Annotated in this window: 22 protein-coding genes and 1 pseudogene; 13 read left to right on the top strand and 10 right to left on the bottom strand. The window is 66.9% G+C overall.

Annotated elements, in window-relative coordinates; translation table 11 throughout:
* Window positions 1-9: 9 nt before the first annotated feature.
* From glk to RF701_RS03930, 7 genes are all read right to left on the bottom strand, one after another.
* Window positions 10-981, bottom strand: coding sequence for a glucokinase (gene glk, locus RF701_RS03960; protein WP_203310046.1), 972 nt, complete (start codon window positions 979-981; stop codon window positions 10-12).
* Window positions 982-1,085: 104 nt separating this feature from the next.
* Window positions 1,086-2,897: a phosphogluconate dehydratase gene (gene edd / locus RF701_RS03955; protein ID WP_308814147.1), complete on the bottom strand. Its 1,812-nt coding sequence runs from the start codon at window positions 2,895-2,897 to the stop codon at window positions 1,086-1,088.
* Window positions 2,898-2,932: 35 nt separating this feature from the next.
* On the bottom strand, window positions 2,933-3,637 hold the full coding sequence (gene pgl / locus RF701_RS03950) for a 6-phosphogluconolactonase (RefSeq protein WP_203310044.1): 705 nt from the start codon (window positions 3,635-3,637) through the stop codon (window positions 2,933-2,935).
* Between the two features lie 115 nt (window positions 3,638-3,752).
* On the bottom strand, window positions 3,753-5,216 hold the full coding sequence (gene zwf / locus RF701_RS03945; RefSeq protein ID WP_203310043.1) for a glucose-6-phosphate dehydrogenase: 1,464 nt from the start codon (window positions 5,214-5,216) through the stop codon (window positions 3,753-3,755).
* Between the two features lie 4 nt (window positions 5,217-5,220).
* Window positions 5,221-6,159, bottom strand: a complete 939-nt coding sequence (gene argC, locus RF701_RS03940) for an N-acetyl-gamma-glutamyl-phosphate reductase (protein ID WP_203310042.1) — start codon at window positions 6,157-6,159, stop codon at window positions 5,221-5,223.
* Window positions 6,156-6,548, bottom strand: a complete 393-nt coding sequence (locus RF701_RS03935) for an SH3 domain-containing protein (RefSeq protein WP_238940942.1) — start codon at window positions 6,546-6,548, stop codon at window positions 6,156-6,158. The genes argC and RF701_RS03935 overlap by 4 nt, the downstream gene beginning before the upstream one ends.
* The gene (locus RF701_RS03930; RefSeq protein ID WP_203310041.1) at window positions 6,463-6,804 is read right to left on the bottom strand and encodes a MarR family transcriptional regulator; all 342 of its coding nucleotides are present in this window, start codon (window positions 6,802-6,804) and stop codon (window positions 6,463-6,465) included. Before RF701_RS03930 ends, RF701_RS03935 begins: the two co-directional genes overlap by 86 nt.
* A 234-nt stretch (window positions 6,805-7,038) precedes the next feature.
* Between RF701_RS03930 and secG the strand changes: the two genes are divergently transcribed.
* From secG to RF701_RS03915, 3 genes and pseudogenes are all read left to right on the top strand, one after another.
* A complete protein-coding gene (gene secG / locus RF701_RS03925; RefSeq protein WP_203310040.1) occupies window positions 7,039-7,419 on the top strand; it encodes a preprotein translocase subunit SecG in 381 nt (126 codons plus the stop codon).
* A gap of 89 nt (window positions 7,420-7,508) precedes the next feature.
* On the top strand, window positions 7,509-9,143 hold the full coding sequence (locus tag RF701_RS03920; protein ID WP_203310039.1) for a CTP synthase: 1,635 nt from the start codon (window positions 7,509-7,511) through the stop codon (window positions 9,141-9,143).
* Window positions 9,144-9,221: 78 nt separating this feature from the next.
* A pseudogene (locus RF701_RS03915) lies at window positions 9,222-9,508 on the top strand (transposase); the annotation flags it as partial.
* A 264-nt stretch (window positions 9,509-9,772) separates the two neighbouring features.
* Here the strand turns inward: RF701_RS03915 and RF701_RS03910 are convergent.
* Complete coding sequence (locus tag RF701_RS03910) at window positions 9,773-10,240, bottom strand: Hsp20 family protein (protein ID WP_203310037.1); 468 nt, start codon at window positions 10,238-10,240, stop codon at window positions 9,773-9,775.
* A 254-nt stretch (window positions 10,241-10,494) separates the two neighbouring features.
* Between RF701_RS03910 and RF701_RS03905 the strand changes: the two genes are divergently transcribed.
* From RF701_RS03905 to RF701_RS03885, 5 genes are all read left to right on the top strand, one after another.
* Window positions 10,495-12,966 (top strand): TonB-dependent receptor, encoded by a 2,472-nt coding sequence (locus RF701_RS03905; protein ID WP_308814146.1) that lies wholly within the window; start codon window positions 10,495-10,497, stop codon window positions 12,964-12,966.
* Between the two features lie 432 nt (window positions 12,967-13,398).
* Window positions 13,399-14,643, top strand: coding sequence for a lipoprotein-releasing ABC transporter permease subunit (locus RF701_RS03900; RefSeq protein WP_203310035.1), 1,245 nt, complete (start codon window positions 13,399-13,401; stop codon window positions 14,641-14,643).
* A 64-nt stretch (window positions 14,644-14,707) separates the two neighbouring features.
* Window positions 14,708-15,385 carry an ABC transporter ATP-binding protein gene (locus tag RF701_RS03895; protein ID WP_203310034.1) on the top strand — a complete coding sequence of 226 codons (678 nt, stop codon included), beginning with the start codon at window positions 14,708-14,710 and terminating at the stop codon, window positions 15,383-15,385.
* Window positions 15,382-15,975 (top strand): GNAT family protein, encoded by a 594-nt coding sequence (locus RF701_RS03890; protein ID WP_308814145.1) that lies wholly within the window; start codon window positions 15,382-15,384, stop codon window positions 15,973-15,975. The genes RF701_RS03895 and RF701_RS03890 overlap by 4 nt, the downstream gene beginning before the upstream one ends.
* Window positions 15,972-16,451, top strand: coding sequence for a glutathione peroxidase (locus RF701_RS03885; protein ID WP_308814144.1), 480 nt, complete (start codon window positions 15,972-15,974; stop codon window positions 16,449-16,451). The genes RF701_RS03890 and RF701_RS03885 overlap by 4 nt, the downstream gene beginning before the upstream one ends.
* Here RF701_RS03885 and RF701_RS03880 read toward each other — a convergent pair.
* The gene (locus tag RF701_RS03880) at window positions 16,448-17,026 is read right to left on the bottom strand and encodes an HdeD family acid-resistance protein (RefSeq protein ID WP_308814143.1); all 579 of its coding nucleotides are present in this window, start codon (window positions 17,024-17,026) and stop codon (window positions 16,448-16,450) included. The genes RF701_RS03885 and RF701_RS03880 overlap by 4 nt on opposite strands.
* Window positions 17,027-17,124: 98 nt before the next feature.
* On the opposite strand from RF701_RS03880, the gene dnaE reads away from it, so the two are divergent.
* Window positions 17,125-20,676 (top strand): DNA polymerase III subunit alpha, encoded by a 3,552-nt coding sequence (gene dnaE / locus RF701_RS03875; RefSeq protein WP_308814142.1) that lies wholly within the window; start codon window positions 17,125-17,127, stop codon window positions 20,674-20,676.
* A gap of 6 nt (window positions 20,677-20,682) precedes the next feature.
* Complete coding sequence (moaB, locus tag RF701_RS03870) at window positions 20,683-21,210, top strand: molybdenum cofactor biosynthesis protein B (RefSeq protein ID WP_203310029.1); 528 nt, start codon at window positions 20,683-20,685, stop codon at window positions 21,208-21,210.
* A 152-nt stretch (window positions 21,211-21,362) separates the two neighbouring features.
* Here the strand turns inward: moaB and RF701_RS03865 are convergent, their stop codons facing one another.
* Entirely contained in the window at window positions 21,363-21,698 is a 336-nt protein-coding gene (locus RF701_RS03865) for a VOC family protein (RefSeq protein WP_308814141.1), read from the bottom strand.
* Between the two features lie 52 nt (window positions 21,699-21,750).
* On the opposite strand from RF701_RS03865, the gene RF701_RS03860 reads away from it, so the two are divergent.
* The 3 genes from RF701_RS03860 to RF701_RS03850 are packed head-to-tail and all read left to right on the top strand — an operon-like array spanning window position 21,751 to window position 24,482.
* Window positions 21,751-22,827: a PA0069 family radical SAM protein gene (locus tag RF701_RS03860; protein ID WP_308814140.1), complete on the top strand. Its 1,077-nt coding sequence runs from the start codon at window positions 21,751-21,753 to the stop codon at window positions 22,825-22,827.
* Between the two features lie 42 nt (window positions 22,828-22,869).
* Window positions 22,870-24,309 (top strand): glycosyltransferase family 39 protein, encoded by a 1,440-nt coding sequence (locus tag RF701_RS03855; RefSeq protein ID WP_308814139.1) that lies wholly within the window; start codon window positions 22,870-22,872, stop codon window positions 24,307-24,309.
* A 38-nt stretch (window positions 24,310-24,347) separates the two neighbouring features.
* Entirely contained in the window at window positions 24,348-24,482 is a 135-nt protein-coding gene (locus tag RF701_RS03850) for a hypothetical protein (protein ID WP_282596512.1), read from the top strand.
* The last annotated feature ends 3 nt before the right edge of the window (window positions 24,483-24,485 follow it).

Below are 24,485 nucleotides of genomic sequence, written 5' to 3'. Positions count from 1 at the left end.
CGTACGTCCTTATTGGCCGGTGTGCTGCTGCGCGAAGGCGGCTGCGGCGCCGAACAGGCCGGGCTGGGGATGGGTGATGAGCTTGACCGGCAGGCCGGCCATCATCGACTGGAATCGACCCTTGGCGACGAACCGCTGATCGAAGCCGGAGCGGATCAGCTTGTCCTTGATCCTCAGGCCCAGGCCCCCGGCGATCACGACGCCCTTTGCGCCATGCGCCAGCGCGAGATCGCCCGCGACCGCGCCCAGCGAGAGACAGAACCGGTCGAGCGCGGCAAGCGCGATCGAATCGGTGCCGTCGAGCGCCTCCGTCCAGATCGTCTTGTCGTCACGGCTGGGGACGGGGCGCGCCTCCATTTCCGCCAGCGTCTCGTAGATCGCGACGATGCCGGGGCCGGAGCAGATGCGCTCCGCCGACACGCGCGTATAGGTGCGGCGCAGGCGGCGCAAAATCGCATCCTCGATCGCGTCGAGGGGCGCGAAGTCCATGTGCCCACCCTCGGTGGCGAGCACGTGATAGGTGGCCGGGGTCTTCAGCACCTGCGCGACGCCAAGGCCCGTGCCCGGCCCGCAGACCGTCGTGATGCCGTCGGTCGGGATCGGGATGTCCGGCCCGCAGAGGTGGATGAAATGCTCCTGCGGCAGCTGCGCCACCGCGTGGCCGACCGCGCCGAAATCGTTGATGACGGTGTAGATGTCCGCGCCCAGCCGCTCCGGGATCAGCGACGGGCGGATCACCCAGGGGTTGTTCGTCAGGCGGATGACGTCGCCGGTGATGGGCGAGGCGACCGAGATCGCCGCCGCGTTCGGCAACACGCCGCCCCGCGACGCGGCGAACGCCTGCCACGCCGTCTGGAGACTGGCGTGATCCGCCGTCTTGAGCGTCATCGGGTCGCCGATCGCTGTCACGCGACCGCCGTCCACCTCCGCGATCGCGAAGCGCGCGTGCGTTCCCCCGATGTCCACGGCTACGATGTGCATTCATCCCTCCCTAAAGGCTCGACCCGCGCCTCGCACCTCCCGCCGATCGTTCGGTCGGGGAAGACCATCACCCGCAGGCGATGGGAGACGCGCGAATCCCGTATCTACAGTCCCCCCGCCGCGAGCATCGGCGACGCGCCCAGCTCGGCCGCATCGGCGAACTGGCGGAACATCGCGAACAGCTCGCGACCCATGCCCTCTGCCGGCGGCGGCGCGTCGGCGAGCGGCCGTACCGCCCATTCCGCCGCATCGACCAACGCCTCCAGCGTACCGGCCTCGGCATCGAGGCGGATCACGTCGCCGTCGCGAAGCTTGCCGATCGCGCCGTTCCCCAGCGCCTCCGGCGAGCAATGGATCGCGCACGGTACCTTGCCGCTCGCGCCCGACATACGCCCGTCGGTGACCAGCGCGACCTTGAAGCCGCGGTTCTGCAGCACGCCCAGCGGCGGCGTCAGCTTGTGCAGTTCCGGCATGCCGTTGGCGCGCGGGCCCTGGAAGCGGACGACCACGACGACGTCGCGCTCCAGCTCGCCCGCCTTGAACGCGGCAAGGACCTCCGCCTGGTCGGCGAAGACGCGCGCCGGTGCCTCGACGATCCAGCGCGATCGCTCGACCGCCGACACCTTGATGCAGGCGCGGCCGATATTGCCGGTCAGGATGCGCATGCCGCCATCGGCGGAGAAGGGGGCCGAGACAGGGCGCAGGATCGTATCGTCGCCGCTGTCGCCCACCGGCTCCCAGGCGAGCGCGTCGTCCTGCATCACCGGACGCTGCGCATAGGCGTGCAGATCGCCGCCGCCAATCGTCGGGATGTCGCCATGGAGCAGGCCGGCCGACAGCAGTTCGCGGATCACGAACGGCATGCCGCCCGCTTCCTCGAAGCCGTTCACGTCCGCCGAACCGTTCGGATAGACGCGCGCGATCAGCGGCACCGCCTGCGACAGGCGATCGAAATCCTCCCAGTCGATGACGATGCCCGCCGCCCGCGCGATGGCGGGCAAGTGCATCAGATGATTGGTCGATCCGCCCGTGGCGAGCAGTCCGACCGCGGCGTTCACCACCGCCCGCTCGTCGACGCAATGGCCGAGAGGCCGGTAATCGTCGCCACGCCAGCCGAGCCGCGCCAGCCGATGCACCGCCGCCCGCGTCAGTTCCTGACGCAGCTTGGTCTGAGGCTGGACGAAGGCGGCGCCGGGCATGTGCAGGCCCATCACCTCCATCATCATCTGGTTGGTGTTGGCCGTGCCGTAGAAGGTGCAGGTGCCCTTGCCGTGATAGGCCTGGATCTCGGTGTCGAGCAGTTCGTCGCGTGTCGCTTCGCCGACGGCATAGCGTTCACGAACCGCCGCCTTCGCCTTGTTCGCGATGCCGGTCGGCATGGGCCCGCCCGGGATCAGCACCATCGGTAGATGTCCGAAGCGCAGCGCGCCCATCAGCAGGCCGGGCACGATCTTGTCGCAGATGCCGAGCAGCGCCGCGCCCTCGAACGTGCCGTGGCTCAGCGCGATCGCAGTCGAGAGCGCGATCGTATCGCGGCTGAACAGCGACAGTTCCATGCCGGCATAGCCCTGCGTCACGCCGTCGCACATGGCGGGCACGCCGCCCGCGACCTGCGCGGTCGCGCCGACCTCGCGCGCCCAGACCTTCATGAGTTCCGGGTAGCGATAATAGACGGCGTGCGCCGACAGCATGTCGTTGTACGCCGTCACGATACCGATGTTCATGCCCGCGTCGGCGCGCATCGCGTCGCGGTCCTCGGCGGTGCCGGCATAGGCGTGGGCGAGATTGGCGCAGCCGAGGTTCGGGCGGCGCACGCCATTGTCCCGCTCGCGCTCGATCAGCGCGAGATAGGCGGAACGGGTCGGCCGGGATCGTTCGATGATCCGGTCGGTAACGGCGGAAACGGCGGGATTCATGGGGAGGAAATCCGTCCGAGAGGGTGGGGCGCCGGTCAAGGAGCCCAGTGGATGTCGACGGGCAGCTCGACGTCTGCGAGTACCCGACCGATGGGATAGGGCGAGGACGGCCCCTGGTCGATGGCCTTTTCGATCACATCGCGCTTCGCCTGGCCGGTCACCGCGATCATCAGCGCGCGCGCGCTGGCGATGGCGGCGCGCGACAGCGACACGCGGGCGACGGGCGCCTCCGGCGGCAGCGGATCGGGCATCACGCCGAGCATGCGCCGCTCCTTGGGGCCGTTCAGCGCCTCGTCGAAATCGGGGCCGGGGAAGATGGAGGCGGTATGGCCGTCGCCGCCGACCCCCAGCAGACACAGGTCGAGCGGCCAGTGCAGGTCCTGCATCAGCGCGTCGGCGGAACGGCCGGCGGCCTTATAGTCCTCGGTCTGCTTGGGGACGATCGGGATGACACGCGCGCCCTTGGGGATGAATAGCTTGCCGAGCTGCGTGACGTTCGACAGCGGATCGCCGAGCGGTACGATCCGCTCGTCGCCCGGAACGATCGTCACGCGCTTCCAGTCGAGCTTGGCCTGCGCCAGCTTCTCATAGGCGGGAAAGGGCGTCTTGCCGCCCGCCAGCGCGATGACCGCGGAGCCGCGCGCATCGATCGCGCTTTCGATGACGAACTGGATGTCGCCGGCGATCGCCTCGGCGAGTTCGCCCGCGTCGTCATAGTCCCACCATTCGATCTCGGTCATAATGCTTCTCCATCCCGGCAGTACGCGCTGCCGCGCTCCTGCGAAGGCAGGAGCCCAGGGCCACGAGCGGCCCGGCTGATCACTCTGGGTTCCTGCGTCCGCAGGAACACGTGGGTCAATCGTCTTGCCAGGTCACGCCGTCGCGTTCGGTCAGCGCGATGGCGCCGGCGGGACCCCAGGTGCCGGCGGCATAATGTTTCGGCTTGGTCTGGTTCGCCGCCCAGCCGGCGCGGATCGCATCGATCCACTTCCACTGCGCCTCGACCTCGTCGCGGCGGACGAACAGTGTCTGGTCGCCTTCGATCAGGTCGAGCAGCAGCCGCTCATAGGCGATCCGGCGGCGCGTGCCGGCAAATTCCGCGTCGAGGCTGAGGTTGAGCGGGACTTCGCGCAAGCGCAGCCCGTCGCGATCCAGCCCCGGCTCCTTGGTCATCACCAGCAGCTGGATATATTCCTCCGGCTGGAGGCGGATCACCAGCGTGTTGGGCTGCAGGATCCCGCCGCGACCGGAAAACATCGAGTGCGGTACCGGCTTGAACTGGATCGCGATCTCGCTGCGCCGCTTGGCCATGCGCTTGCCGGTGCGTAGGTAGAAGGGCACGCCCTGCCACCGCCAGTTGTCGATGAACGCCTTGATCGCGACGAACGTCTCCACGTCGCTGTCGTAGCCGAGCTCCTCGTCATAGCCCTTGACGACCTTGCCGCCGACGGCCCCTTCTTCATACTGGCCGGTGACGGTGCACGACTGGACCGCCTCCGGACTGATTTGGCGCAGCGAGCGGAACACCTTCGCCTTCTCGTCGCGGATCGCGGTGCCGTCATAGAGGGCGGGGGGCTCCATCGCGATCAGCGCGACGAGCTGCAGCATGTGATTGGCGACCATGTCGCGCAGCGCACCCGCGCCTTCGTAATAGCCGGCACGGTCCTCCAGCCCGACCGTCTCCGCGATCGTGATCTGGACATTGTCGATACCCTGCGCGTTCCAGATCGGCTCGAACATCGAATTGCCGAAGCGCAGCGCCAGGATGTTCTGGACGGTTTCCTTGCCCAGATAATGGTCGATGCGGAAGATCCGGTCCTCCGGAAAGGCGCGCGCAACGGTATCGTTGATCTCGATCGACGAGGCAAGGTCGTAGCCCAGCGGCTTCTCGAGCGCGATTCGGACAGTCGATCCGGTCAGCCCGACCTTCTCCAGTCCCTCGACCGCCGATTCGAACAGCGACGGCGCGGTCGACAGGTAGATGGCGAGGCCGCCCGAGATGTCGCCGATCTTGTCGGCGAGCGGCTGGAAGCTGTTCGGGTCGGACAGGTCGGCCGGCTGGAACTGGATACGCTCCATGAAGGTGCCGAGGGCGCTCTCGTCCTTGCGATCCGCGGGCAGGAACTCGTCGAGCGCCTTCTTGACCACGTCGCGATAGCCGTCGTCGTCCATGTCGCCACGAGCCGATCCGGTGATCGTCAGGTCCTTGGGCAGCAGCCCGTCGGCGTGGAGGCCGTACAGCGAGGGCAGCAGCATCCGCTTGGCGAGATCGCCGGTCGCGCCGAACAGCAGGAGCTTGCCAACGGGATTGCGCTGCATGTCGCTATTCCTTCGTCAGGGTCAGGCCGGCGAGCGGATCGAGGCCGGCCATGATGTTGAGATTCTGTACCGCGGCACCGCCCGCGCCCTTGCCAAGATTGTCCAGCGTCGCGACCAGTCGCGCCTGCCCGGTGCCCGCATTGCCGCAGACGCGCAGGCTCATGCCGTCGGTGCCGGCGTGCTCCTCGATCACCGCGGTCGCGACGTCGCCGGGCATCACGCGGACCAGCGGACTCGCCGCATAGGCCTCCCTCAGCACCGATTCGATGTCCGCCAGGGTCGGCGCCGCGGGCAGATGCAGGAGGGGAAGGGGCACCTCGCCGAGCATGCCGCGCAAAAGCCGGGCGACGGCCGGTGCGAAGATCGGCGGATGCGTCAATCCGGCATGCGCGCGCATTTCGGGCAGGTGCTTGTGCGCGCAGCCGAGCGCATAGGCCCGAAAGGCCGTGTCCGTCGCGCCTTCCTCGAACTCCGCGATCATCGCCTTGCCGCCGCCCGAATAGCCCGACACGGCGTTGAACGACAGCGGCCAGTCCGGGGGCACCAGGCCGGCGCGGACCAGGGGCCGCACCAGCGCCAGGAAAGCCGTCGGGTAGCAACCGGGGTTGGCGACGAACCGGGCCGCCGCGATCCGATCGGCCTGATCCGGCTCCAGCTCCGCGAAACCATAGGTCCAGCCCTCCGCGACGCGGTGGGCGGTCGACGCATCGATCACGCGCGTGCGGTCGTTGCGAATGAGGGCGACCGCCTCGCGCGCAGCGTCGTCGGGCAGGCAGAGGATCGCGATGTCGCAGTCGTTCAGCGCCTCCTCGCGCGCCGCCGCATCCTTCCGGCGCGCCTCGTCGAGCGTGACGACGGCAAGGTCGGTCCGCCCCGCCAGGCGCTCGCGGATGTCGAGCCCGGTCGTGCCGACCGCACCGTCGATGAAGACGGAGACGCTCACGCCGCGGAGTCCAGCACGGTCCGGTCGACATAGCCGACAAGGCCAGTGGCGGGTGCGCGACCCCAAGCGTGATCGCCGGCCAGTTCGAGCACCTCGAAGGCGTCACCCGCCTTCATCTCGCCGATCGGCTCGCTGCGCGTGCGATCCCCGTACAAGGTCGCCTGCGACGTCACGACGGTCGGCAGGGCAGCGGCATAATGCGGCGCGAACACCTGATCGGCGAGGCGCACGTCGGCCAGGTCACCGCGCACGGCATGCGTACGGGGATCAAGCACGACCGACCGTCCGGTCAGCGCGAAGGCCTTACGCGCCGAGTCGGGCTGGCTGGAGGGCGCCGCCGCGGTGGGCTGGCGATCCGGCGTCGCCGAGGAAATGCCCGAACTCTTCAAGAAACTCTGCCCCTTCGGAAGTACGCGCGACGAAGATGTTGCGCTTGTCGCTGTCGTCACGTTGGCGGCGCAGATAGCCGAGCGCGCCCAACCTATTCAAGGCGCGCGTGACGACGGGCTTCGATACGTTCAATGCGCGCGCCAGACCGCGCACCGTATGGGGGCCGGGATTCAGATAGACCAGCAAGAGCAACGCCATTTGCCGGTTGGTGAGATCCGGCTCGCCGGACCGGACGTAATCGACCAGGGCGGTCATCCACGTCGACAAGGACTGAGCAGCTGTTCCCACGTGCAAATACCCGCATCTGCGCCGTTTCCGGGCGTCGTTTCGCGTTCATAACGCCGCGCGTTGCCGCTGGTTTCCGCAGAAAATTAACGAAACGACAGGGACGCCGCGCGACCGGGCGACGGCAGGGTATGCGGACGCCCGGTTGATCCTCCCGCGCTTCCCGCTTATGTGCGCGCCTTCACCGACAATTCGGGTCTCTCGATGTTCACCTTCCTTCTCGTCGTCCATGCCATCATCGCCGCCGCGCTCGTGACGGTGATCCTGATGCAGCGGTCGGAGGGTGGCGGCCTCGGGATGGGCGGCAGCCCGTCCGGCCTGATGTCGGCACGCGGCGCGGCCGATTTCCTGACGCGTATGACTTCGATCCTCGCGACGCTGTTCGTCGCGATGTCGATCGCGCTCGCCTTCCTCGCGGCGAGCAGCAAGACGCAGACGATCGACACCTCGCTCGCCCGGACGGTTCCCGCGCCGCGGCAGGACGCGGTGCCGAACGCGCCGGCCGATGCCGCGCCGGTGCCCGCGAACGGCGTCGCTCCGGCGACCGCACCCGCCGACAACGGCGCGGTCCCGCTCGCCCGCTAAGACCGTTCTGCGGTTCGCCGCATAAACGCGCGTCCCCGTGGCGCGCGCTCTTGTCGTTTGCCCCCCATCCAAGCTAGGCGTTTCTTCCCATGGCGCGGTATATTTTCATCACCGGCGGCGTGGTTTCGTCGCTCGGCAAAGGCCTTATGGCGGCCTCTCTCGCAGCTCTGCTCCAGGCGCGCGGCTATCGCGTCCGGATCCGGAAGTTCGATCCCTATCTCAACGTCGATCCGGGAACGATGAGCCCGTATCAGCATGGCGAGGTCTATGTGACCGACGACGGGGCGGAGACCGACCTTGACCTTGGCCACTATGAGCGATTCACCGGCGTCGCCTCTCGCCAGTCGGACAACGTCACCTCGGGCCGCATCTACAAGACGATCATCGAACGCGAGCGGCGTGGCGATTATCTCGGCGCGACGGTGCAGGTGATCCCCCACGTCACCGACGCGATCAAGGCCTTCGCCAAGGCGGAAACCGACGATCTGGACTTCGTCCTCTGCGAGATCGGTGGCACGGTCGGTGACATCGAATCGCTGCCGTTCATCGAGGCGATTCGCCAGCTGAAGAACGAGGTCGGACGCGGCAACGCGATCAGCATCCACGTGACGCTGGTGCCCTATATCTCCGCTGCGGGCGAGCTGAAGACCAAGCCGACGCAGCATTCGGTGCGCGAACTCGCCGCGCTCGGCGTCGCGCCCGACGTGCTCGTCTGCCGCTGCGAGAAGCCGCTGCCGCCGTCGGAGCGGGCCAAGATCGCGCTGTTCTGCAACGTGCCCGAAAGCGCGGTCATTCCCGCGCTCGACGCAAAGAGCATCTATGCGGTGCCGCTGCAATATCACGGCGAAGGCCTCGATTCGGAAGTGCTGCGCGCGTTCGGCATCACGCCTTCGTCGGCGCCGGACCTGTCGCGCTGGACCGACATCGTCGACCGGCTGACCAATCCGGAGGGCGAGGTGACGGTCGGCGTGGTCGGCAAATATGTCGGGCTGCAGGATGCCTATAAGTCCTTGAATGAGGCGCTGGTCCACGGCGGCATCGCCAATCGGGTCAAGGTCAATGTCCGCTGGATCGATGCGGAACTGTTCGAGAATGACGCGGACGAGATCGTCGCGCAGCTCGAGCCGTGCGATGCGATCCTCGTGCCGGGCGCGTTCGGCGAGCGCGGCGCGGAAGGCAAGATCAAGTCGGTGAGGTTCGCCCGCGAGCGCGAAATCCCCTATTTCGGCATCTGCTTCGGCATGCAGATGGCCTGTATCGAGGGGGCCCGTGATCTCGCGGGTATCGCGCAGGCATCTTCCACCGAATTCGGCCCGACCGAGGAACCCGTCGTCGGTCTCATCACCGAATGGATGGGGCGTGACGGTCTCGAGAAGCGCGAGGCGTCGGGCGACCTGGGCGGCACGATGCGGCTGGGTGCGTACGAGGCCGCGCTTGCGGGCAATTCGGTCGTCGCATCGATCTATGGCGGCACGACGATCCATGAGCGCCACCGCCATCGGTACGAAGTGAACACGCACTACAAGGACGCGCTGGAGAAGGGCGGGCTGGTGTTCAGCGGCATGTCGCCCGACGGCACGCTGCCGGAAATCGTCGAACGGCCCGATCATCCCTGGTTCGTCGCGGTGCAGTTCCATCCAGAGCTGAAGAGCAAGCCGTTCGATCCCCACCCGCTGTTCGCGAGCTTCATCGCGGCCGCGGTAAAGCAGAGCCGCCTGGTCTAGGGCTCAAACCCAATCAGCGGGTTGAATGGGGGGCGTTTTTCCTGATCCACTGTAGGCGTGGGTCACGGAAGTGCGGGCATCGCGCTGTTTTGGTTGTCGGATGAAGCGTGGGCGGCGATCGTGACGCACCTGCCCAAGGATCAGCCTGGAGCGCGACGGGTGGACGATCGGCGGGTGATCTCCGGCATCCTGCATGTGCTCAAGATCGGCTGTCGCTGGTGCGATTGCCGGCCGAGTACGGGCCCGCGACGAGGGTCTACAATCGGTTCATTCGGTGGCCGCCACGAGGTTTCTGGCTCAAGCTGCTGGATGCGCTGGTGGACGCAGGCGCGGTGACGAGGAGCACCGCCATCGGCAGCCACCGCCTTGGCGTTCTGGCTCTGAACGAGCTTGAATCCTAGTAACTAATCTACGTGCGTGGAAGCGGCGCCGGCCCTCACCGCCAACCGGCCGCCCACTCGGCGTATCCTGGGTCGTCGGCCGGGCGGGGGTGAGGGCCGCTACCGCGCCGATCCAGCGTTGCTGGATCGCACAATAGCTCTTCGACCATAGAATAAAGGCGCCCGGGCCCGTCGGCCCGGACGCCCCACGGCGTCTGGAAAAGGGAGCAACAGACGCCGAACCGGTGATCAGGCCGCCTTGGCCTCGCCCGTCTGGTTCTCGACGGCGGCGAGCGGCGCGCCCGTCTTGATCGCGATGCTCTTCGGCTTCATCGCCTCCGGCACTTCGCGGACCAGATCGATGACGAGCAGGCCGTCGTTCAGACGCGCATCCTCGACAAAGACGAAGTCGGCGAGTTCGAAGCGGCGCTCGAAGCTGCGATTCGCGATACCGACGTGCAGGAAGTTGGCGTTGCCGCCCTTGTCTTCCTTCTTGCCGGTGACGAGCAGCAGGTTCTGCTGCGCGGTGATGTCGATCTCGTCACGGCTGAAGCCGGCTACCGCTAGCGTGATGCGATAACGGTCGTCGGCGAGACGCTCGAGATTGAACGGCGGATAATTCTCGGCCGCGTTGCTGCGGGCATTGGCCTCGAGCAAGTCGAACAGTCGGTCGAAACCGATCGTCGAGCGGCGATAGGGGGTCAGATCGAGTCGCATGGTCAAATCCTCCAGATGAAGCGAGTTGAACGAGCCGGCATCCACCAATGTGCGATGCCGTCGCACGACCCCGAGGGCATCGTGCAAGCCGACATTTGGGATGCGTTCCGGCCATTTCAAGACCTGCTAAACTGTTGAAAAGAGGAGTTGTTGATGGCGGCATGAAGCTCCGCTTCGTCGCGCCCAAGGTTCAGCCGTGTTGATCCTCCATCGGAATGATGGACTTTGCCGAAACGGTTCAGGGGACGACACGGATGACGCTCACGCTCGCGCTGCTGCTAGCCGGCCAGACTGCCGCGCCCACCACGCCGCCCGCCGCCTCGCCGCCGCCCGCGCAGGCTGGCGATGCCAGCCAGGCGCCCGACGCCCCCCAGACGCAGGTCGGCGACATCGTCGTCACCGCGCGGCGACGGGCCGAATCGGTGCAGCGGGTGCCGATCGCCATGTCGGTGATCGGCGGCGCGGACATCGACAAGACCGGCGCCTTCAACGTCAACCGCCTGCAGCAGCAGCAGCCTGCGCTGCAATTCTATTCGAGCAATCCGCGCAATTCCGCGATCAACATCCGCGGGCTCGGTGCGCCCTTTGGCCTCACCAACGACGGGATCGAACAGGGCGTCGGCTTCTACGTCGACGGGGTCTATATCGGGCGGATCGGCGCCTCGACCTTCGACTTCGTCGACGTCGAGCGGGTCGAAGTGCTGCGCGGGCCGCAGGGCACGCTCTATGGCAAGAACACGACGGCCGGCGCGCTCAACATCACCACCCGACCGCCAAGCTTCACGCCGGAGGCGCGCGTCGAGCTGAGCGCGGGCAATTATCAGTTCGTGCAGGCGAAGGCCTCGGTCTCGGGTCCGCTGTCCGATAGCGTCGCGATCCGCCTGTCCGCCTCGTCGACACAACGCGAGGGCACGATCCGCGACGTCACCTCGGGTCGCGACCTCCATCGGCAGGACAATAACGGCCTGCGCGGGCAATTGCTCTGGAATGCCACCGACGCGCTGCACTTCACGCTTTCGGGCGATTACAACGTCCAGAACCCTTTGTGCTGCGTTCAATATTATGCCCGGGTCGGCGCGACGCAGCGGTCTCTCGCGCGGCAATATGCCGCGCTTGCCGCCGCGCTCGGCTATCGCCCGCCGAGCACCAACCCCTTCGACCGCGTCACCGACCTCGACGCCGGCATCAATTCGCGACAGGAGATCGGCGGCGTCTCGCTGGTCGGCGACTGGGACCTCGGCCCGGCGACGCTGACCTCCGTCAGCGCATGGCGCTATTGGGATTGGCAGCCGCAGAACGACCGCGACTTCACCGGCCTGCCGATCACCACCGTGTCGCAGAACCCGTCGCAGCAGAAGCAGGTGTCGCAGGAACTGCGGCTGGCCTCCAACGGCACCAACCGTCTCGACTATACGGTGGGAGCCTTCGTCTTCCATCAGGTCATCAACACCCAGGGCTCGCAGGTCCAGGGACCGGCGGCGAGCCGTTTCCTGCTGTCCGGCGCGGACGCCGCCAATCCCAACGTGCTCAACGGCCTGACGTCGACCAACGCGATCCGGTTCGACAACACGAGCTTCGCCGTGTTCGGCAAGCTCAATTGGGCGCTGACCGACGCGCTGCACGTCCAGCCGGGCATCCGCATCAACTACGACCGCAAGTCGGGCTTCTACGAATCGATCGTCAGCATCCGCAACGCGCAATATGCCTTCACCGCCACCGCCGATAACGTCGCGCAGCTTCTCGCCGCGCAACCGACCGCCGCGGCGCGCACGACCTTCCAGAACCAGATCAACACGCTGGCACCACAACGCTACAGCCCGCGGTTCAGCGCCTGGAACACGTCGGGCGATGTCACCGTATCCTACGACGTCAGCGCCGATATTCACGCCTATGCGACCTATGCGCGCAGCTTCAAGTCGGGTGGGATCAACCTGTCGGGCCTGCCGCTGAACGCGACCAGCACCGGCGTCGATCTGACGACGCAGACGGTGAAGCCGGAGAAGGTCAACAATTACGAGATCGGGCTGAAGACGCAGTTCCTCGACCGGCGTCTGACACTCAACCTCGCCGGCTATTGGACCGACTTGTTCGATTACCAGGCCACGGTGAACAACAATGCGATCAACGTGATCCGCGGGTACCTTGCCAATGCTGGGCAGGTCCGGTCGCGCGGCTTCGAATTCGATTCGCGCTTCCAGCCGAGCCGCCGCCTCAACCTCTACATCAGCGGCGCCTACGCGGACGCGCGTTACGTCCGCTTCACCAACGCCCCATGTCCGCCGGAGCTGTCGGGCGGCACCGCGACCGCGCCGGGTGGCGTCACCGACCCGGCCGGCACGCCGGGCGGTCGCAGCCCCGCTTTCTGCGACATTTCGGGCCAGCGGTTGCCCGGCATATCCAAATGGTCCTTCTCCTACGGCGGCGAATACAGCCTCCCCGTCGGCGGCAAGGGCGGCGAAGCCTATGTCGGCTACGACGGCAATTACCGTTCGCGCTTCTCGTCGAACCCCTCGCCCTCGGCCTATACCTGGGTGGAGGGCTACGCCCTGTCCAATGTGCGGGCGGGGTATCGCGAGGGCGGGATCAACGTGTTCGGCTGGATCCGCAACCTGTTCGACCGCGACTATTTCGAGTTGCTCTCGACGCAATCCGGCAGCACCGGGCTGATCGTCGGCCAGCCCGGCGATCCGCGCACCTATGGCGTGACGGTATCGACCCGATTCTGATGCCCGGCCGGCCGGACGGCCTTGACCGTCGCCGGCCGGCGTTATGATCCGGTTCAGGATTGATCTGCGATAGATGACACTGCCGGACAGGGGGTGCGAATTGGAAGCTCCCATCCTCTGCCCGGCTGATCGGGCGACCGTGCGCGGGTCGCAGAAACGGCAAACGCCCGGACCGTTTCCGATCCGGGCGCCTGCGTGACGAAAACTCGTCAGCCCCCTTTAAGTCTTGTCGAGCGTCGCGCGTATCGCTGCGCCGTCTCGCCAAGTTCCCCGAACCACGGCCTTTGCCTGTGTCTCAGATGAGTTTGTGCTAGGCACCCCGACGGCAGTTGTCACCGGCAATGTCGCGGCCTGCCGACGATTGCCGCGACCCTGTGTCGAATCCGCAACATCTCGTTGCATGGGGCCGATACGCACCCTAGAGCCCGTGCCATGATCCTCTCTCGATACGAACGGATGATCGCCCGCCGCTATCTGCTGCCGGGCAAGGGGGAGGCCTTCATCTTCCTCGTCGCGTCGATCAGTCTCGTCGCGGTTATGCTCGGCGTCGCCGCGCTGGTGATCGTGATGAGCGTGATGAACGGCTTTCGCGCCGAGCTGTTCGACAAGATCGTCGGGCTGAACGGTCATGCGGTGATCCAGAGCGTCAGCGGGCGCATGCCCGACTGGCAGGATATCGTGAAGCAGGCCCGCGCGACGCCGGGCGTGACGAGCGCTGTGCCCCTGATCGAGCAGCCGCTCGCGGCGACCTACAACGGACGCGCGGAGGCGGCGCTGGTCCGCGGCATGCGCATCGCCGACATGCGCGGCGCGGTCGGGTCGAAGATCGTCATGGGCTCGATGGCCAACATCACGCCCGGCGGCGGCCAGATCGCCATCGGCTCGCGCCTAGCGGAGGCCCTGGGGGCGAGTGTCGGCAGCGAGATCCAGCTGTTCAGCCCGCAGGGACAGACCACGCCCTTCGGTACCGTCCCGCGCATCGTCAGTTACCGGATCGGCGCGATCTTCGAAATCGGCCTCTACGACTATGACAAGGCCTATGTGATGATGCCGATGGAGGATGCGCAGCAACTGTTGCTGCTCGGCCAGTCGGTCGGCATGATCGAGGTGCAGACCGCGAACGCGGACAAGGTGGGCGAGATACTGGCGCCGCTGGGCGACAAATTGCCGCCCGGCACGGTCATCCAGGACTGGCGCTCCATGAACGCGCAGCTGTTCCAGGCGCTGGCGGTGGAGCGCGTGGCGATGTTCACCGTGCTGTCGATCATCATCCTGGTCGCGGTGTTCAATATCCTGTCGAGCCTGATAATGCTGGTCCGCGCGAAGACGCGCGACATCGCGATCCTGCGGACGATGGGGGCGACGCGCAGCGGCATGATGCGCATCTTCATGGTCGTCGGCACGACCATCGGCGCGCTCGGCACCGTCGCGGGGTTGATCCTGGGCGCGATCTTCCTTTTCTATCGGCAGGGCGTGGTGAACTTCGTCCAGTTCGTGACCGGCCAGAACCTCTGGGACCCGTCGATCCGCTATCTCACCGAACTGCCTTCGAAGACCGATCCCGTCGAGGTGATCGTCATCACCGCCATGGCTCTCGTCTTCAGCTTCCTCGCCACGCTCTATCCCGCGTGGAAGGCGGCGAGCACCGATCCGGTTCAGGTCCTGCGCTATGAATGATGTCGAAGGCCAAGCCGCAACCCGGCTTCACCAACCGGGCGGCGCCGGAACGCAGCATGCGTCCATGACCGGGGGCGCCGTTCTCCAGACGCGCGGCCTGGCGCGCAGCTTCACGCAAGGCGGCCATACGATCGACGTCCTGCGCGGCGTCGACCTGATGGTGGGGCCGGGCGAGATCGTGGCGCTTCTCGGCCCCTCGGGATCGGGAAAGTCGACCCTGCTGCAGGCGGTCGGACTGCTCGAGGGCGGCTTCCAGGGGTCCATCCGTATCGGCGACGAGGAGGCGGCGAGCCTCGACGCGCACGGTCGCACGGTGATGCGGCGCGACCGCCTGGGCTTCGTCTACCAGTTCCACCACCTGCTGCCTGATTTCAACGCGATCGAGAACGTCCTGCTGCCGCAACTCATCCACGGCGCCGAGCGGGCCCCCGCGGAAGCGCGGGCGGCGGCGCTGCTGTCCGCGCTCGGGCTGGGTCACCGCCTGACCCACCGGCCCAGCCAACTTTCGGGCGGCGAGCAGCAGCGCGTCGCCGTGGCGCGAGCGCTTGCAAATCGCCCCATGCTCATCCTCGCGGACGAGCCGACCGGCAATCTCGACGAGCATACGGCCGACATCGTCCTCGCCGAATTCCTCCGCCTCGTTCGTGGCGAAGGGTCGGCGGCGCTGATCGCAACGCACAACGAGCGGTTGGCGCAGCGCATGGACAGGATCGTCCGGTTGCACGAGGGCGTGCTGTCGTGAACGCCTGGGGCGAGACGCCGACGCTGGTCGGGCGTCACGTCACGCTGCGGCCGCTGACGGAAAGCGATCTGCCGGCGCTCGTCGACGTCGCGCGGGGCGGCGACCTGTGGGACATCTTCTACGCCAATGTCTCGCTCATGCGGACGCCGGAACGCTGGTGGGCGGCGGCCTCGCGCGAGCGTGATTTCGGCCGTGCCCTTTTGTTCGCCGCCGAAACGCCCGACGGCGCCGTGGTCGGCACGACGCGCTACATGCGGCTTGCCCCGACGCATCGGCGCCTCGAGATTGGCGGCACCTTCTATGCCAAGGCCGTGCAGCGTACGGGCGTGAACACCGAGGCCAAGCTGCTGCAGCTCGCGCATGCCTTCGAGGCGATGGACGTGCAATGCGTGCAGATCCGTACCGATGCGCTGAACCGGCGGAGCCAGGCGGCGATCGAGCGCCTCGGCGCGAAGAAGGACGGCGTGCTGCGCGGGCATCAGCAGATGGCCGCCGGTCGCCTGCGCGATACCGTCGTCTACTCGATCCTCGATCGCGAATGGCCGGGGGTGAAGGCCAATCTGCGCTACCTGCTGGATCGCCACGCATGACGCACATCACGGACCTCGCTGTCCGCGCCGCCGATGGCGCGACGGTGCCGCTCGATCGCTGGGCAGGGCAGGTCCTGCTCATCGTGAACACCGCCTCGCAATGCGGTTTCACACCGCAATATGAGGGACTGGAGGCGCTTCACCGCCGCTATGCGGATAAAGGCTTCGCGATACTGGCCTTTCCCTGCAACCAGTTCGGCGCGCAGGAGCCCGGCGACGCGGCGGAGATCGCCCGTTTCTGTACGCTGACGTACGACGTCACCTTTCCGGTCTTCGCGAAGATCGACGTCAACGGTCCGGACGCCGATCCGGTGTTCACGCTGCTGAAAGGCGCCGCGCCGGGACTGTTGGGGTCAAAGGCGATCAAGTGGAACTTCACCAAGTTCCTGGTCGACCGGTCCGGACAAGTCGTCCGCCGCTATGCGCCGACGACCAGGCCGGACGCGATCGCAGCGGACATAGAGGCGCTGCTCTAGGCCGTCGGCATCGCGAAGGCGGGCGAACCCCTGCGATGATGGACGGCAGAGACGATCGACGTCACGCCGCCGAACAGGAAGCTGATGCCCAGGATGAAGCCGGGGAGCGTCAGCGCCGACCAGGGCAAGCTGGCGAGGACGTAGATCGCCAATAGGATATTGATGACCCCCAGCGCGAGCATCAGCCCGCGTCCGTGCCGGAAGCGAACGCCCAGGCCGATCTCCAGCGCGCCCCGGATGCCGAGCCAGACGGCGACCATGAGGGTCAGCGAGAAGGCACCCGTCGCCGGCTCGAACGCCATCAGCAGCCCGACGACGAGCGACAGGACGCCGAAGCCGATCGCATAGCCGCGCCCTTCATGCCCCTTGCCAAAGACGCCGGCGCCGACGGAGACGATACCCGCGGCGATGAAGAAGGCGCCGATGACGAGCGTGGCGGCGAGCGTCGCCGCGAAAGGCCAGGCGAAGGCTGCGAGGCCCAGCAGGACCGAAACCACGCCATAGGCGAGTATCCATCCCCAGCCGGCGCCGGCAGGCGTGCCGGACAGGGGGTCGGCGAAGCGGCGATCGGTCATCTCTGGTCCCTTTGCGTTCTTTCGCGGTAACGGGGTTATCCACCGCCGGTTCCACCGGGCGCCTGTTCGAATCGCATCGGAGCCGCTACACCGCTGCGATGCATTCCGGGTTCGTGCCGCTTCGTATCTTCTCGTCCTATACGATGCTGGACGGTGCGATCGAACCCAAGGCGATCGCCAAGCAGGCAAAGGCGTTGAAGTTCCCTGCCGCGGGCCTCACCGATCGCAACGGCCTATACGCAGCCATGGCCTTTTCGGAGGCCGCCAAGAAGGACGGGGTGCAGCCGGTGATCGGCACGATGCTGTGCGTCGCCAGGCCGGACATGCCGGAGGGTGTCGCGGCACCGCTCGATTGGCTCGCGCTCTATGCCCAGGATGCACGCGGCTACGACAATCTGTGTGCGCTCGTCAGTATGGCCCATCTCGATCGTCCGCTGGAACTGCCGGCGCACGTCGATTTCGGTATGCTCGCGGGGCGGACCGACGGCCTCGTCGCGTTGACGGCGGGCGGCGAGGGCACGCTCGCGCGCTTGTTCGCGGAGGAGCAGCCGGCGCGGGCGGAGGCGTATTGCGACCGGCTGCAGGCGCTGTTCGGCGACAGGCTGTTTATCGAGATCGCACGACGCGGCGATCCGGTGGAGGAAGCATCCGAACAGGCGCTGATCGATCTTGCTTATGCCCGCGACCTGCCGCTCGTCGCGACCAACCCCTGCTGCTTCGCCGAGAGCGCGTTCCGCGACGCGCACGATGCGATGCTGTGCATCGCCAATTCCACCTATGTCGAAAGCGACGATCGCCCCAAGTCCTCGCCCGACGCATGGTTGAAGCCCGCCGATGCGATGCGTGCCCTGTTCGCCGACCTTCCGGAAGCGATCGACAACACCTTGCTCGTCGCGCAGCGCTGCGCCGTCATGGCGCCCAAGCGCAAGCCGATCCTGCCAAGCCTTGCCGGCGACCGCGAGGGCGAGGCGATGATGCTGCGGCGCGATGCCCATGCGGGATTGGAGGCGCGGCTCCGGCGCATCGTCGAACTCGAACGTGGCATCGCGACGGCAGAAGTACCGGCCGACGCGTCGCAGCAGCCGCATTCGGACATCGACTCGGACTATCTGCGCTCGCGCTTTCCGGACTATTTCGAACGCCTCGACTTCGAGATCGACGTCATCGTCCAGATGGGTTTCCCCGGCTACTTCCTGATCGTCGCGGATTTCATCAAATGGGCGAAGGATCATGACATCCCCGTCGGTCCGGGCCGCGGCTCCGGTGCGGGCAGCGCCGTCGCCTGGGCGCTCACGATCACCGATCTCGATCCGATCAAGCTCGGCCTGCTGTTCGAGCGCTTCCTCAACCCGGAACGCGTGTCGATGCCCGACTTCGACATCGATTTCTGCGAAACCCGGCGCGGCGAAGTGATCCGCTACGTGCAGGAGAAATACGGCCGCGATCAGGTCGCGCAGATCATCACCTTCGGTAAGCTGAAGGCGCGCGCCGTGCTCAAGGACACCGGCCGCGTGCTGCAGATGAGCTATGGCCAGGTGGACCGGCTCGCCAAGCTCGTGCCCAATCACCCGACGGATCCCTGGGACCTGAAGCGCGCGCTCAACGGCGTGCCGGAGTTGGCGAAGGAATATGCCAACGACAATCAGGTCCGGCGCCTGCTGGACCTGGCGACCAAGCTCGAAGGCCTACCACGCCACTCGTCGACCCATGCCGCGGGCGTGGTGATCGGCGACCGCCCGCTCGCGCAGCTCGTGCCGCTCTATCGCGACCCGCGGTCGGACATGCCGGTGACGCAGTTCGACATGAAATATGTCGAGGGCGCCGGCCTGGTGAAGTTCGACTTTCTGGGGCTCAAGACCCTCTCGGTCCTGAAGAAGGCGGTCCAGCTTCTCGCCAAGCGGGGGATCCTGGTCGATCTCGACGCGCTCTCCTGGGATGACGAGGGCGTCTATCGTTTGCTGCAGAAGGGCGACACGGTCGGCGTCTTCCAGCTGGAATCGGAAGGCATGCGGCGCACGCTGTCGGCGGTGCGTCCGACCAATTTCGGCGACATCGTCGCGCTCGTCTCGCTCTACCGGCCCGGCCCGATGGACAATATTCCGAGCTTCGGCCGCCGCAAGCAGGGGACGGAAGACCTCACCTACCCGCATCCTTTGCTCGAGCCGATCCTGAAGGAGACCTACGGGATCTTCGTCTACCAGGAACAGGTGATGCAGGCCGCGCAGGTCCTCGCCGGCTATTCGCTGGGCGGCGCCGATCTGCTGCGCCGCGCGATGGGCAAGAAGATCAAGGCGGAGATGGACGCGCAGCGCGCGACCTTCGTCGAGGGCTGCGCCAAGCACAATGGCATCAAGGCGGATTACGCCAACCAGCTGTTCGACTTGATCGACAAGTTCGCGGGTTATGGCTTCAACAAGAGCCACGCCGCGGCCTATGCCTTGCTCGCGTACCAGACCGCCTGGCTGAAGGCGCATCATCCCCACGAATTCTTCGCGGCATCCATGTGCTACGACATGGCATTGACGGACAAGCTGAGCATCTTCGTCGATGACATGCGGCGCCTGGGGGTGGCGATCGTCGGACCCGACATCAACGCAAGCGAGGCCGAGTTCGACGTGCAGGAGACGGCGGATGGCCTCGTGGTCCGCTATGCGCTCGGCGCGCTCAAGTCGGTGGGCGAGGGCGCGATGGAAAAGCTCGTCGCGGAGCGGGAGGCGGCCGGGCCGTTCAAGAGCCTGGACGATCTCGCCAACCGCGTCGATCCGCGCCTGATCAACAAACGGCAGCTCGAGACGCTTGCCGCCGCGGGCGCCTTCGACGCGATCGAGCCGAACCGCGCCGCCGTCCACGCCGTGGCGGAGACGATCCTGGGGCTCGCGGCGCACACCCACGCCGGCCGGACGAGCGGGCAGGGTGGCCTTTTCGGCGCCGACGACGTCGCCGGCGACACGATCAAGCTCAACCGTTCGCTGCGCTGGAACATGGCGGCGACCATGGAGCAGGAAAAGGAAGCATTCGGCTTCTACTTCTCCGCCCATCCGGTCGACCGTCACGCGCACCTCGCGCGCATGCACGGGGCGCGGCAATATGTGTCCCTGACCGAGCTGCGCATTCCCGAGGATGGGACGCGCGCTGGCGCGACGATGGCGGTGCTGGTCGAGGATGCGCGCTGGCGCACCTCCGCGCGGGGCAAGCGCTACATGATGGCGACGCTGTCGGACGCGAGCGGCCAGTTCGTCGCCACCTGTTTCGACGATGCGGTCGCCGCGGACCTGGAAGAGGCGGCGCGCGAAGGCGGCTGCGGTCTCATCACGGTAGAGCTCGACCGGAGGCCCGGCGAGGAGACGCCGCGCGTCTCGGTCAAGCGCATACAGCCGTTCGAAAGCCTCGCGACCCATGCCCGCTTCACGATCGAGGCAAAGGTGGCCGATCTGGCGGCGATGACCGCGCTCGCCGATCTCCTGTCGACGCAGCGCGGCGCGCGCGGCGAGGTGCGCGTGCGCATGCCGATCGACGGCGGCGAGGCGAAGCTACTGCTTGGCCGTGATTTCCTGCTGGATCTCGAACTCGTCGCCGCCATCGAGGCGATTCCCGGCGTCACCGATGTCGCGCTCGACCGGGCCGCCTCGCAACTCCAGCTGGTGGGCTGACTGTTCATGCCGATCGACACGAGCCTGCCGTTCCGTCCCGTCCGCATTGCCGTCCTCACCGTATCCGACACGCGCGGACTGGCCGAGGATCGCTCGGGCGACGCGCTCGTCGCCCGCATCGCGGAGGCGGGACACGAACTGGCGGATCGCAGGATCCTGCGCGACGATGTCGATGCCATCGTCGACCAGCTCGACCGGTGGGTGGATGATCCCTCCGTCGATTGCGTCATCACGACGGGCGGGACCGGCGTGACCGGTCGCGACGTGACTCCGGAGGCGATCGAGCGGATCGCCGACAAGATGATCCCCGGCTTCGGTGAACTGTTCCGATGGCTGAGCTACGCGAAGATCGGCACGTCGACCGTGCAGTCGCGCGCCTGCGCCTGCGTTGCCCGGGGCACCTACGTCTTCGCGCTACCCGGATCGACCGGCGCCGTGAAGGACGGATGGGACGGTATCCTGAAGGATCAGCTCGATAGCCGTCATCGGCCCTGTAATTTCGTGGAGCTCATGCCGCGCCTGACGGAACGCTGACCGCGCACGACCATGCAGTGGCCGTGCGCGACGGACACCGGCAGGATTAGAGTGGGATGACATCAGGGCGAACCACGCCGTCATTGCGAGCATAGCGAAGCAATGTCGGATCCATGGAATGTCATCATGCTTTTAGCCCCGGCCCGCATGGCCTAGGCGGGCTGGACGGCCGCCAGTTCGTGTCCATCCGGGTCGACGAAATGGAACCGCCGGCCGCCGGGAAAGGCGAAGATATGCCTCGTGACCCGCCCGCCAGCGCTTTCGACGGCCACCTGCGCCCGTTCCAGGTCGTCGACCTCGATCACGGGCAGCGCGGATCGCGTGCGCTCCGCCGGGTCGGCCTGGAAGCCGACGTCCGTATCGCCACTCATCGTGGCCGCATAGCTCGGCCCGAAATCGGTGAAGGTCCAGCCGAATGCGGCCGCGTAAAAGCCCTTGGCCCGCGCGGTATCCGCGACCGGCAACTCCAGATAGTTCATCCGCGCCATGGTGCACCCCATCGTTCTTGCTATGTTCCCATTGGCCGTCTAGCATCTTCTCATGGTGGCACGCAAGCCGAGGGCCGCGCGTGGCGCGACGTCGAACCACGAAAGTACGCGGTTCAATCTCCCGCAGCAGGAGATCGACGGGGACTGGGCGGATGCGCGCGACGCGATCGACGGCGCGCCCCTGCCGCGTGCGACGACGGTGACGGTCGAGCATCCGCGCACCATCATCAGTCGCAACGCGTCGCCCGACATTGGCTTCGATCGATCGATCAATCCGTATCGCGGCTGCGAGCATGGGTGCATCTATTGCTTCGCCCGGCCGACGCATGCCTTTCACGATCTGTCGCCCGGACTGGATTTCGAGAGCCGGCTGTTCGCGAAGCCCGACGCGCCCGCGCTGCTGACGAGCGAGCTGCGTCGACGCGACTATGCCGTGCGCCCGATCGCACTGGGAACCAACACGGATCCCTATCAACCCATCGAACGCGACTGGCGTATCACGCGGGGCATTCTGGAGGTTCTCCGGAATGCGCGTCATCCGGTGACGATCACCACCAAGTCCGACCGCGTGATGCGCGACATCGATATCTTGGCACCGATGGCGGCGGAGGGCTTGGCGGCGGTGGCGGTTTCGCTCACGTCGCTCGATCCCGCCACCGCGCGCACGGTCGAGCCGCGCGCACCGCATCCGATGAAGCGACTGGCCGCCGTCCGTGCGCTCGCCGATGCGGGCATACCCGCCTATGTCTCCATCGCGCCCGTCATTCCCGCGATCACCGATCACGAACTGGAGCATCTTGTCGAGCATGCCGCCGCGGCCGGAGCGCGGGCGTGTTTCTTCATTCCGGTACGCCTGCCGCACGAGGTCGCGCCGCTGTTCCGTGCATGGCTCGAGGAGCATTACCCTGACCGCGCGGCGAAGGTCATGGCGACGATCCGGTCGTTGCGGGACGGTCGCGACAATGATCCGGGTTTCTTCACGCGCATGCGTGGCAGCGGTCCATGGGCGGAACTGATGCGGACCCGCTTCGCCATCGCCTGCCGCCGCCACGGCCTCGCCAATCGCGGCGTGCCGCTGCGGACCGACCTCTTCAAGGCGCCGGCCGGACCGCAGGGGGAATTGTTCTGATCCGTTGGCGTAGCATTTACCATGCGCTGTCATGAAGGCGCGATGATCATGGGGCTAGGCACGGCGGCGACGGACGATCGGGGCGGATTGGCTCGCCTGTGGCTGATCCTCACCATCGCGGCGCTCGTGCTGCGGCTGCCGGACCTGGGCAATCCAGTGATCGATCTCGACGAACAGATGTACCTGCTTGTCGGCAGCAGGATGTGGCACGGCGCCTTGCCGTACGTGGACATCTGGGATCGCAAGCCGATCGGCCTGTTCCTGGTCTATGCCGGCACGCAGGGGTTCGGCGGGGATTCGGTGGTCGCCTATCAATGGGCTGCGCTGGTCGCGGCGATCGCGGCCGCAGGGATCGTGGCGCTCATCGCCCGTTCGATGGCTGGAGCGCGCGCGGCGGTGGTCGCGGGCCTCGTGTATCTCGTCTGGATCGCCTTGTTGGGCGGGCGCGGCGGGCAGGCGCCGGTCTTCTACAACCCCCTCGTCGCGCTCGCCGCATTGCTCGTCTGGCGGACGTTGCGCGACGCTCCGGTAGCGCCCGCGCGCTGCGCGATGCTGCTGATCGGCCTCGCCATCGAGGTCAAGCCGACCGCGGTCGTCGAGGGCGTCGCATTCGCGGGATTGGCGTTGATGGCGAGCTGGCGACGCGATCCGCGCGCGGGCGCTATCCTCCGGGAGGCGTCGCTCCTCGCCGCCCTTGCCCTGGTACCGACCTTCGTGGCCGCCGCCTTCTATGTCGTGACCGGGCACGGCGACGCCTGGTGGTTCGCCAACGTCCGGTCGATCTTCCTCCGTCACGTCACCGCCAACGAGCCCGTCGCAACCAGGCTGGAAGGCGCATTGCTGGTGCTCGTGATACCCTTGGCGGTCGGCCTGCTCGGTCTCGGCGCACTGCGCGGACGTGCGCGGTTGATGATGGCGACGTGGCTGTCGGCGGCGATCGCCGCATGGCTCGCCATTCCCCCCTACTACAATCATTATGCGTTGCCGCTGCTCGTGCCGGTGGCGGTCGCCGCGGGCATCGGGGCCGCGCGGCGCGGGCCTTTCCTCGCATTGCTCGGCCTGGCGGGGGCGGCGCTGCTAGTCTTGTCCGGCTTTCCGCACGCGGGCGAGACGGCGGCGGCGCGGCGGGATGTCGCCCGGGGGGCGACACTCGTTCATCGCTATGCGGCCGGTCGCGGTTGTCCCTTCGTCTTTCAGGCGCCGCCCGTCTTCTACACGGCTGCCGATGCCTGCTTGCCGACGCGCTATCCCTTTGCTTCCCACCTGACGTTCGCGGGCGAGCGGGGCGCGATCGGGGTCGACCCCGCGGACGAGGTCTTGCGAATCCTGCGCGCGCGTCCGCCGGTGATCGTCACCGCGCCGCCGCAGGGCGACGTCAATCCCGCCACCTTCGCGATCGTGATGCGCGCGATCGCCATCGACTACCGGCCTGTCGGCACCTCGCTCGGCTATACGATCTACGCACGCCGGGAGGGATCGTAAGCAGCGGCTGTCGGTTGATTCCGGGCAAGGAGACAGAGATGACCGATCCCCGACCCGACCAGCAGCAACCCGACCCAGTCGACGAGACGGACCGCGACGACGCCGCCGAGCAGCAGCCGGAATCGGGCGCTGGTTACGGCAATCACGCTCCCGACGAGCCTTCGGACGCGTAATAT

The sequence above is a fragment of the Sphingomonas sp. GV3 genome, from assembly GCF_031082075.1.
GTDB lineage: Bacteria > Pseudomonadota > Alphaproteobacteria > Sphingomonadales > Sphingomonadaceae > Sphingomonas > Sphingomonas beigongshangi.
Note: the sequence above shows the minus strand (reverse complement) of the source record. Positions and strands in the feature narration are given on the sequence as shown.

What these genes read in the sequence shown, in the direction of transcription:
- glk (WP_203310046.1), bottom strand. Translation starts at nt 981, where the DNA reads ATGCACATCGTAGCCGTGGACATCGGGGGAACGCACGCGCGCTTCGCG.
- edd (WP_308814147.1), bottom strand. Translation starts at nt 2,897, where the DNA reads ATGAATCCCGCCGTTTCCGCCGTTACCGACCGGATCATCGAACGATCC.
- pgl (WP_203310044.1), bottom strand. Translation starts at nt 3,637, where the DNA reads ATGACCGAGATCGAATGGTGGGACTATGACGACGCGGGCGAACTCGCC.
- zwf (WP_203310043.1), bottom strand. Translation starts at nt 5,216, where the DNA reads ATGCAGCGCAATCCCGTTGGCAAGCTCCTGCTGTTCGGCGCGACCGGC.
- RF701_RS03930 (WP_203310041.1), bottom strand. Translation starts at nt 6,804, where the DNA reads ATGACCGCCCTGGTCGATTACGTCCGGTCCGGCGAGCCGGATCTCACC.
- secG (WP_203310040.1), top strand. Translation starts at nt 7,039, where the DNA reads ATGTTCACCTTCCTTCTCGTCGTCCATGCCATCATCGCCGCCGCGCTC.
- RF701_RS03920 (WP_203310039.1), top strand. Translation starts at nt 7,509, where the DNA reads ATGGCGCGGTATATTTTCATCACCGGCGGCGTGGTTTCGTCGCTCGGC.
- RF701_RS03910 (WP_203310037.1), bottom strand. Translation starts at nt 10,240, where the DNA reads ATGCGACTCGATCTGACCCCCTATCGCCGCTCGACGATCGGTTTCGAC.
- RF701_RS03905 (WP_308814146.1), top strand. Translation starts at nt 10,495, where the DNA reads ATGACGCTCACGCTCGCGCTGCTGCTAGCCGGCCAGACTGCCGCGCCC.
- RF701_RS03900 (WP_203310035.1), top strand. Translation starts at nt 13,399, where the DNA reads ATGATCCTCTCTCGATACGAACGGATGATCGCCCGCCGCTATCTGCTG.
- RF701_RS03895 (WP_203310034.1), top strand. Translation starts at nt 14,708, where the DNA reads ATGACCGGGGGCGCCGTTCTCCAGACGCGCGGCCTGGCGCGCAGCTTC.
- RF701_RS03885 (WP_308814144.1), top strand. Translation starts at nt 15,972, where the DNA reads ATGACGCACATCACGGACCTCGCTGTCCGCGCCGCCGATGGCGCGACG.
- RF701_RS03880 (WP_308814143.1), bottom strand. Translation starts at nt 17,026, where the DNA reads ATGACCGATCGCCGCTTCGCCGACCCCCTGTCCGGCACGCCTGCCGGC.
- dnaE (WP_308814142.1), top strand. Translation starts at nt 17,125, where the DNA reads ATGCATTCCGGGTTCGTGCCGCTTCGTATCTTCTCGTCCTATACGATG.
- moaB (WP_203310029.1), top strand. Translation starts at nt 20,683, where the DNA reads ATGCCGATCGACACGAGCCTGCCGTTCCGTCCCGTCCGCATTGCCGTC.
- RF701_RS03865 (WP_308814141.1), bottom strand. Translation starts at nt 21,698, where the DNA reads ATGGCGCGGATGAACTATCTGGAGTTGCCGGTCGCGGATACCGCGCGG.
- RF701_RS03860 (WP_308814140.1), top strand. Translation starts at nt 21,751, where the DNA reads ATGGTGGCACGCAAGCCGAGGGCCGCGCGTGGCGCGACGTCGAACCAC.
- RF701_RS03855 (WP_308814139.1), top strand. Translation starts at nt 22,870, where the DNA reads ATGATCATGGGGCTAGGCACGGCGGCGACGGACGATCGGGGCGGATTG.
- RF701_RS03850 (WP_282596512.1), top strand. Translation starts at nt 24,348, where the DNA reads ATGACCGATCCCCGACCCGACCAGCAGCAACCCGACCCAGTCGACGAG.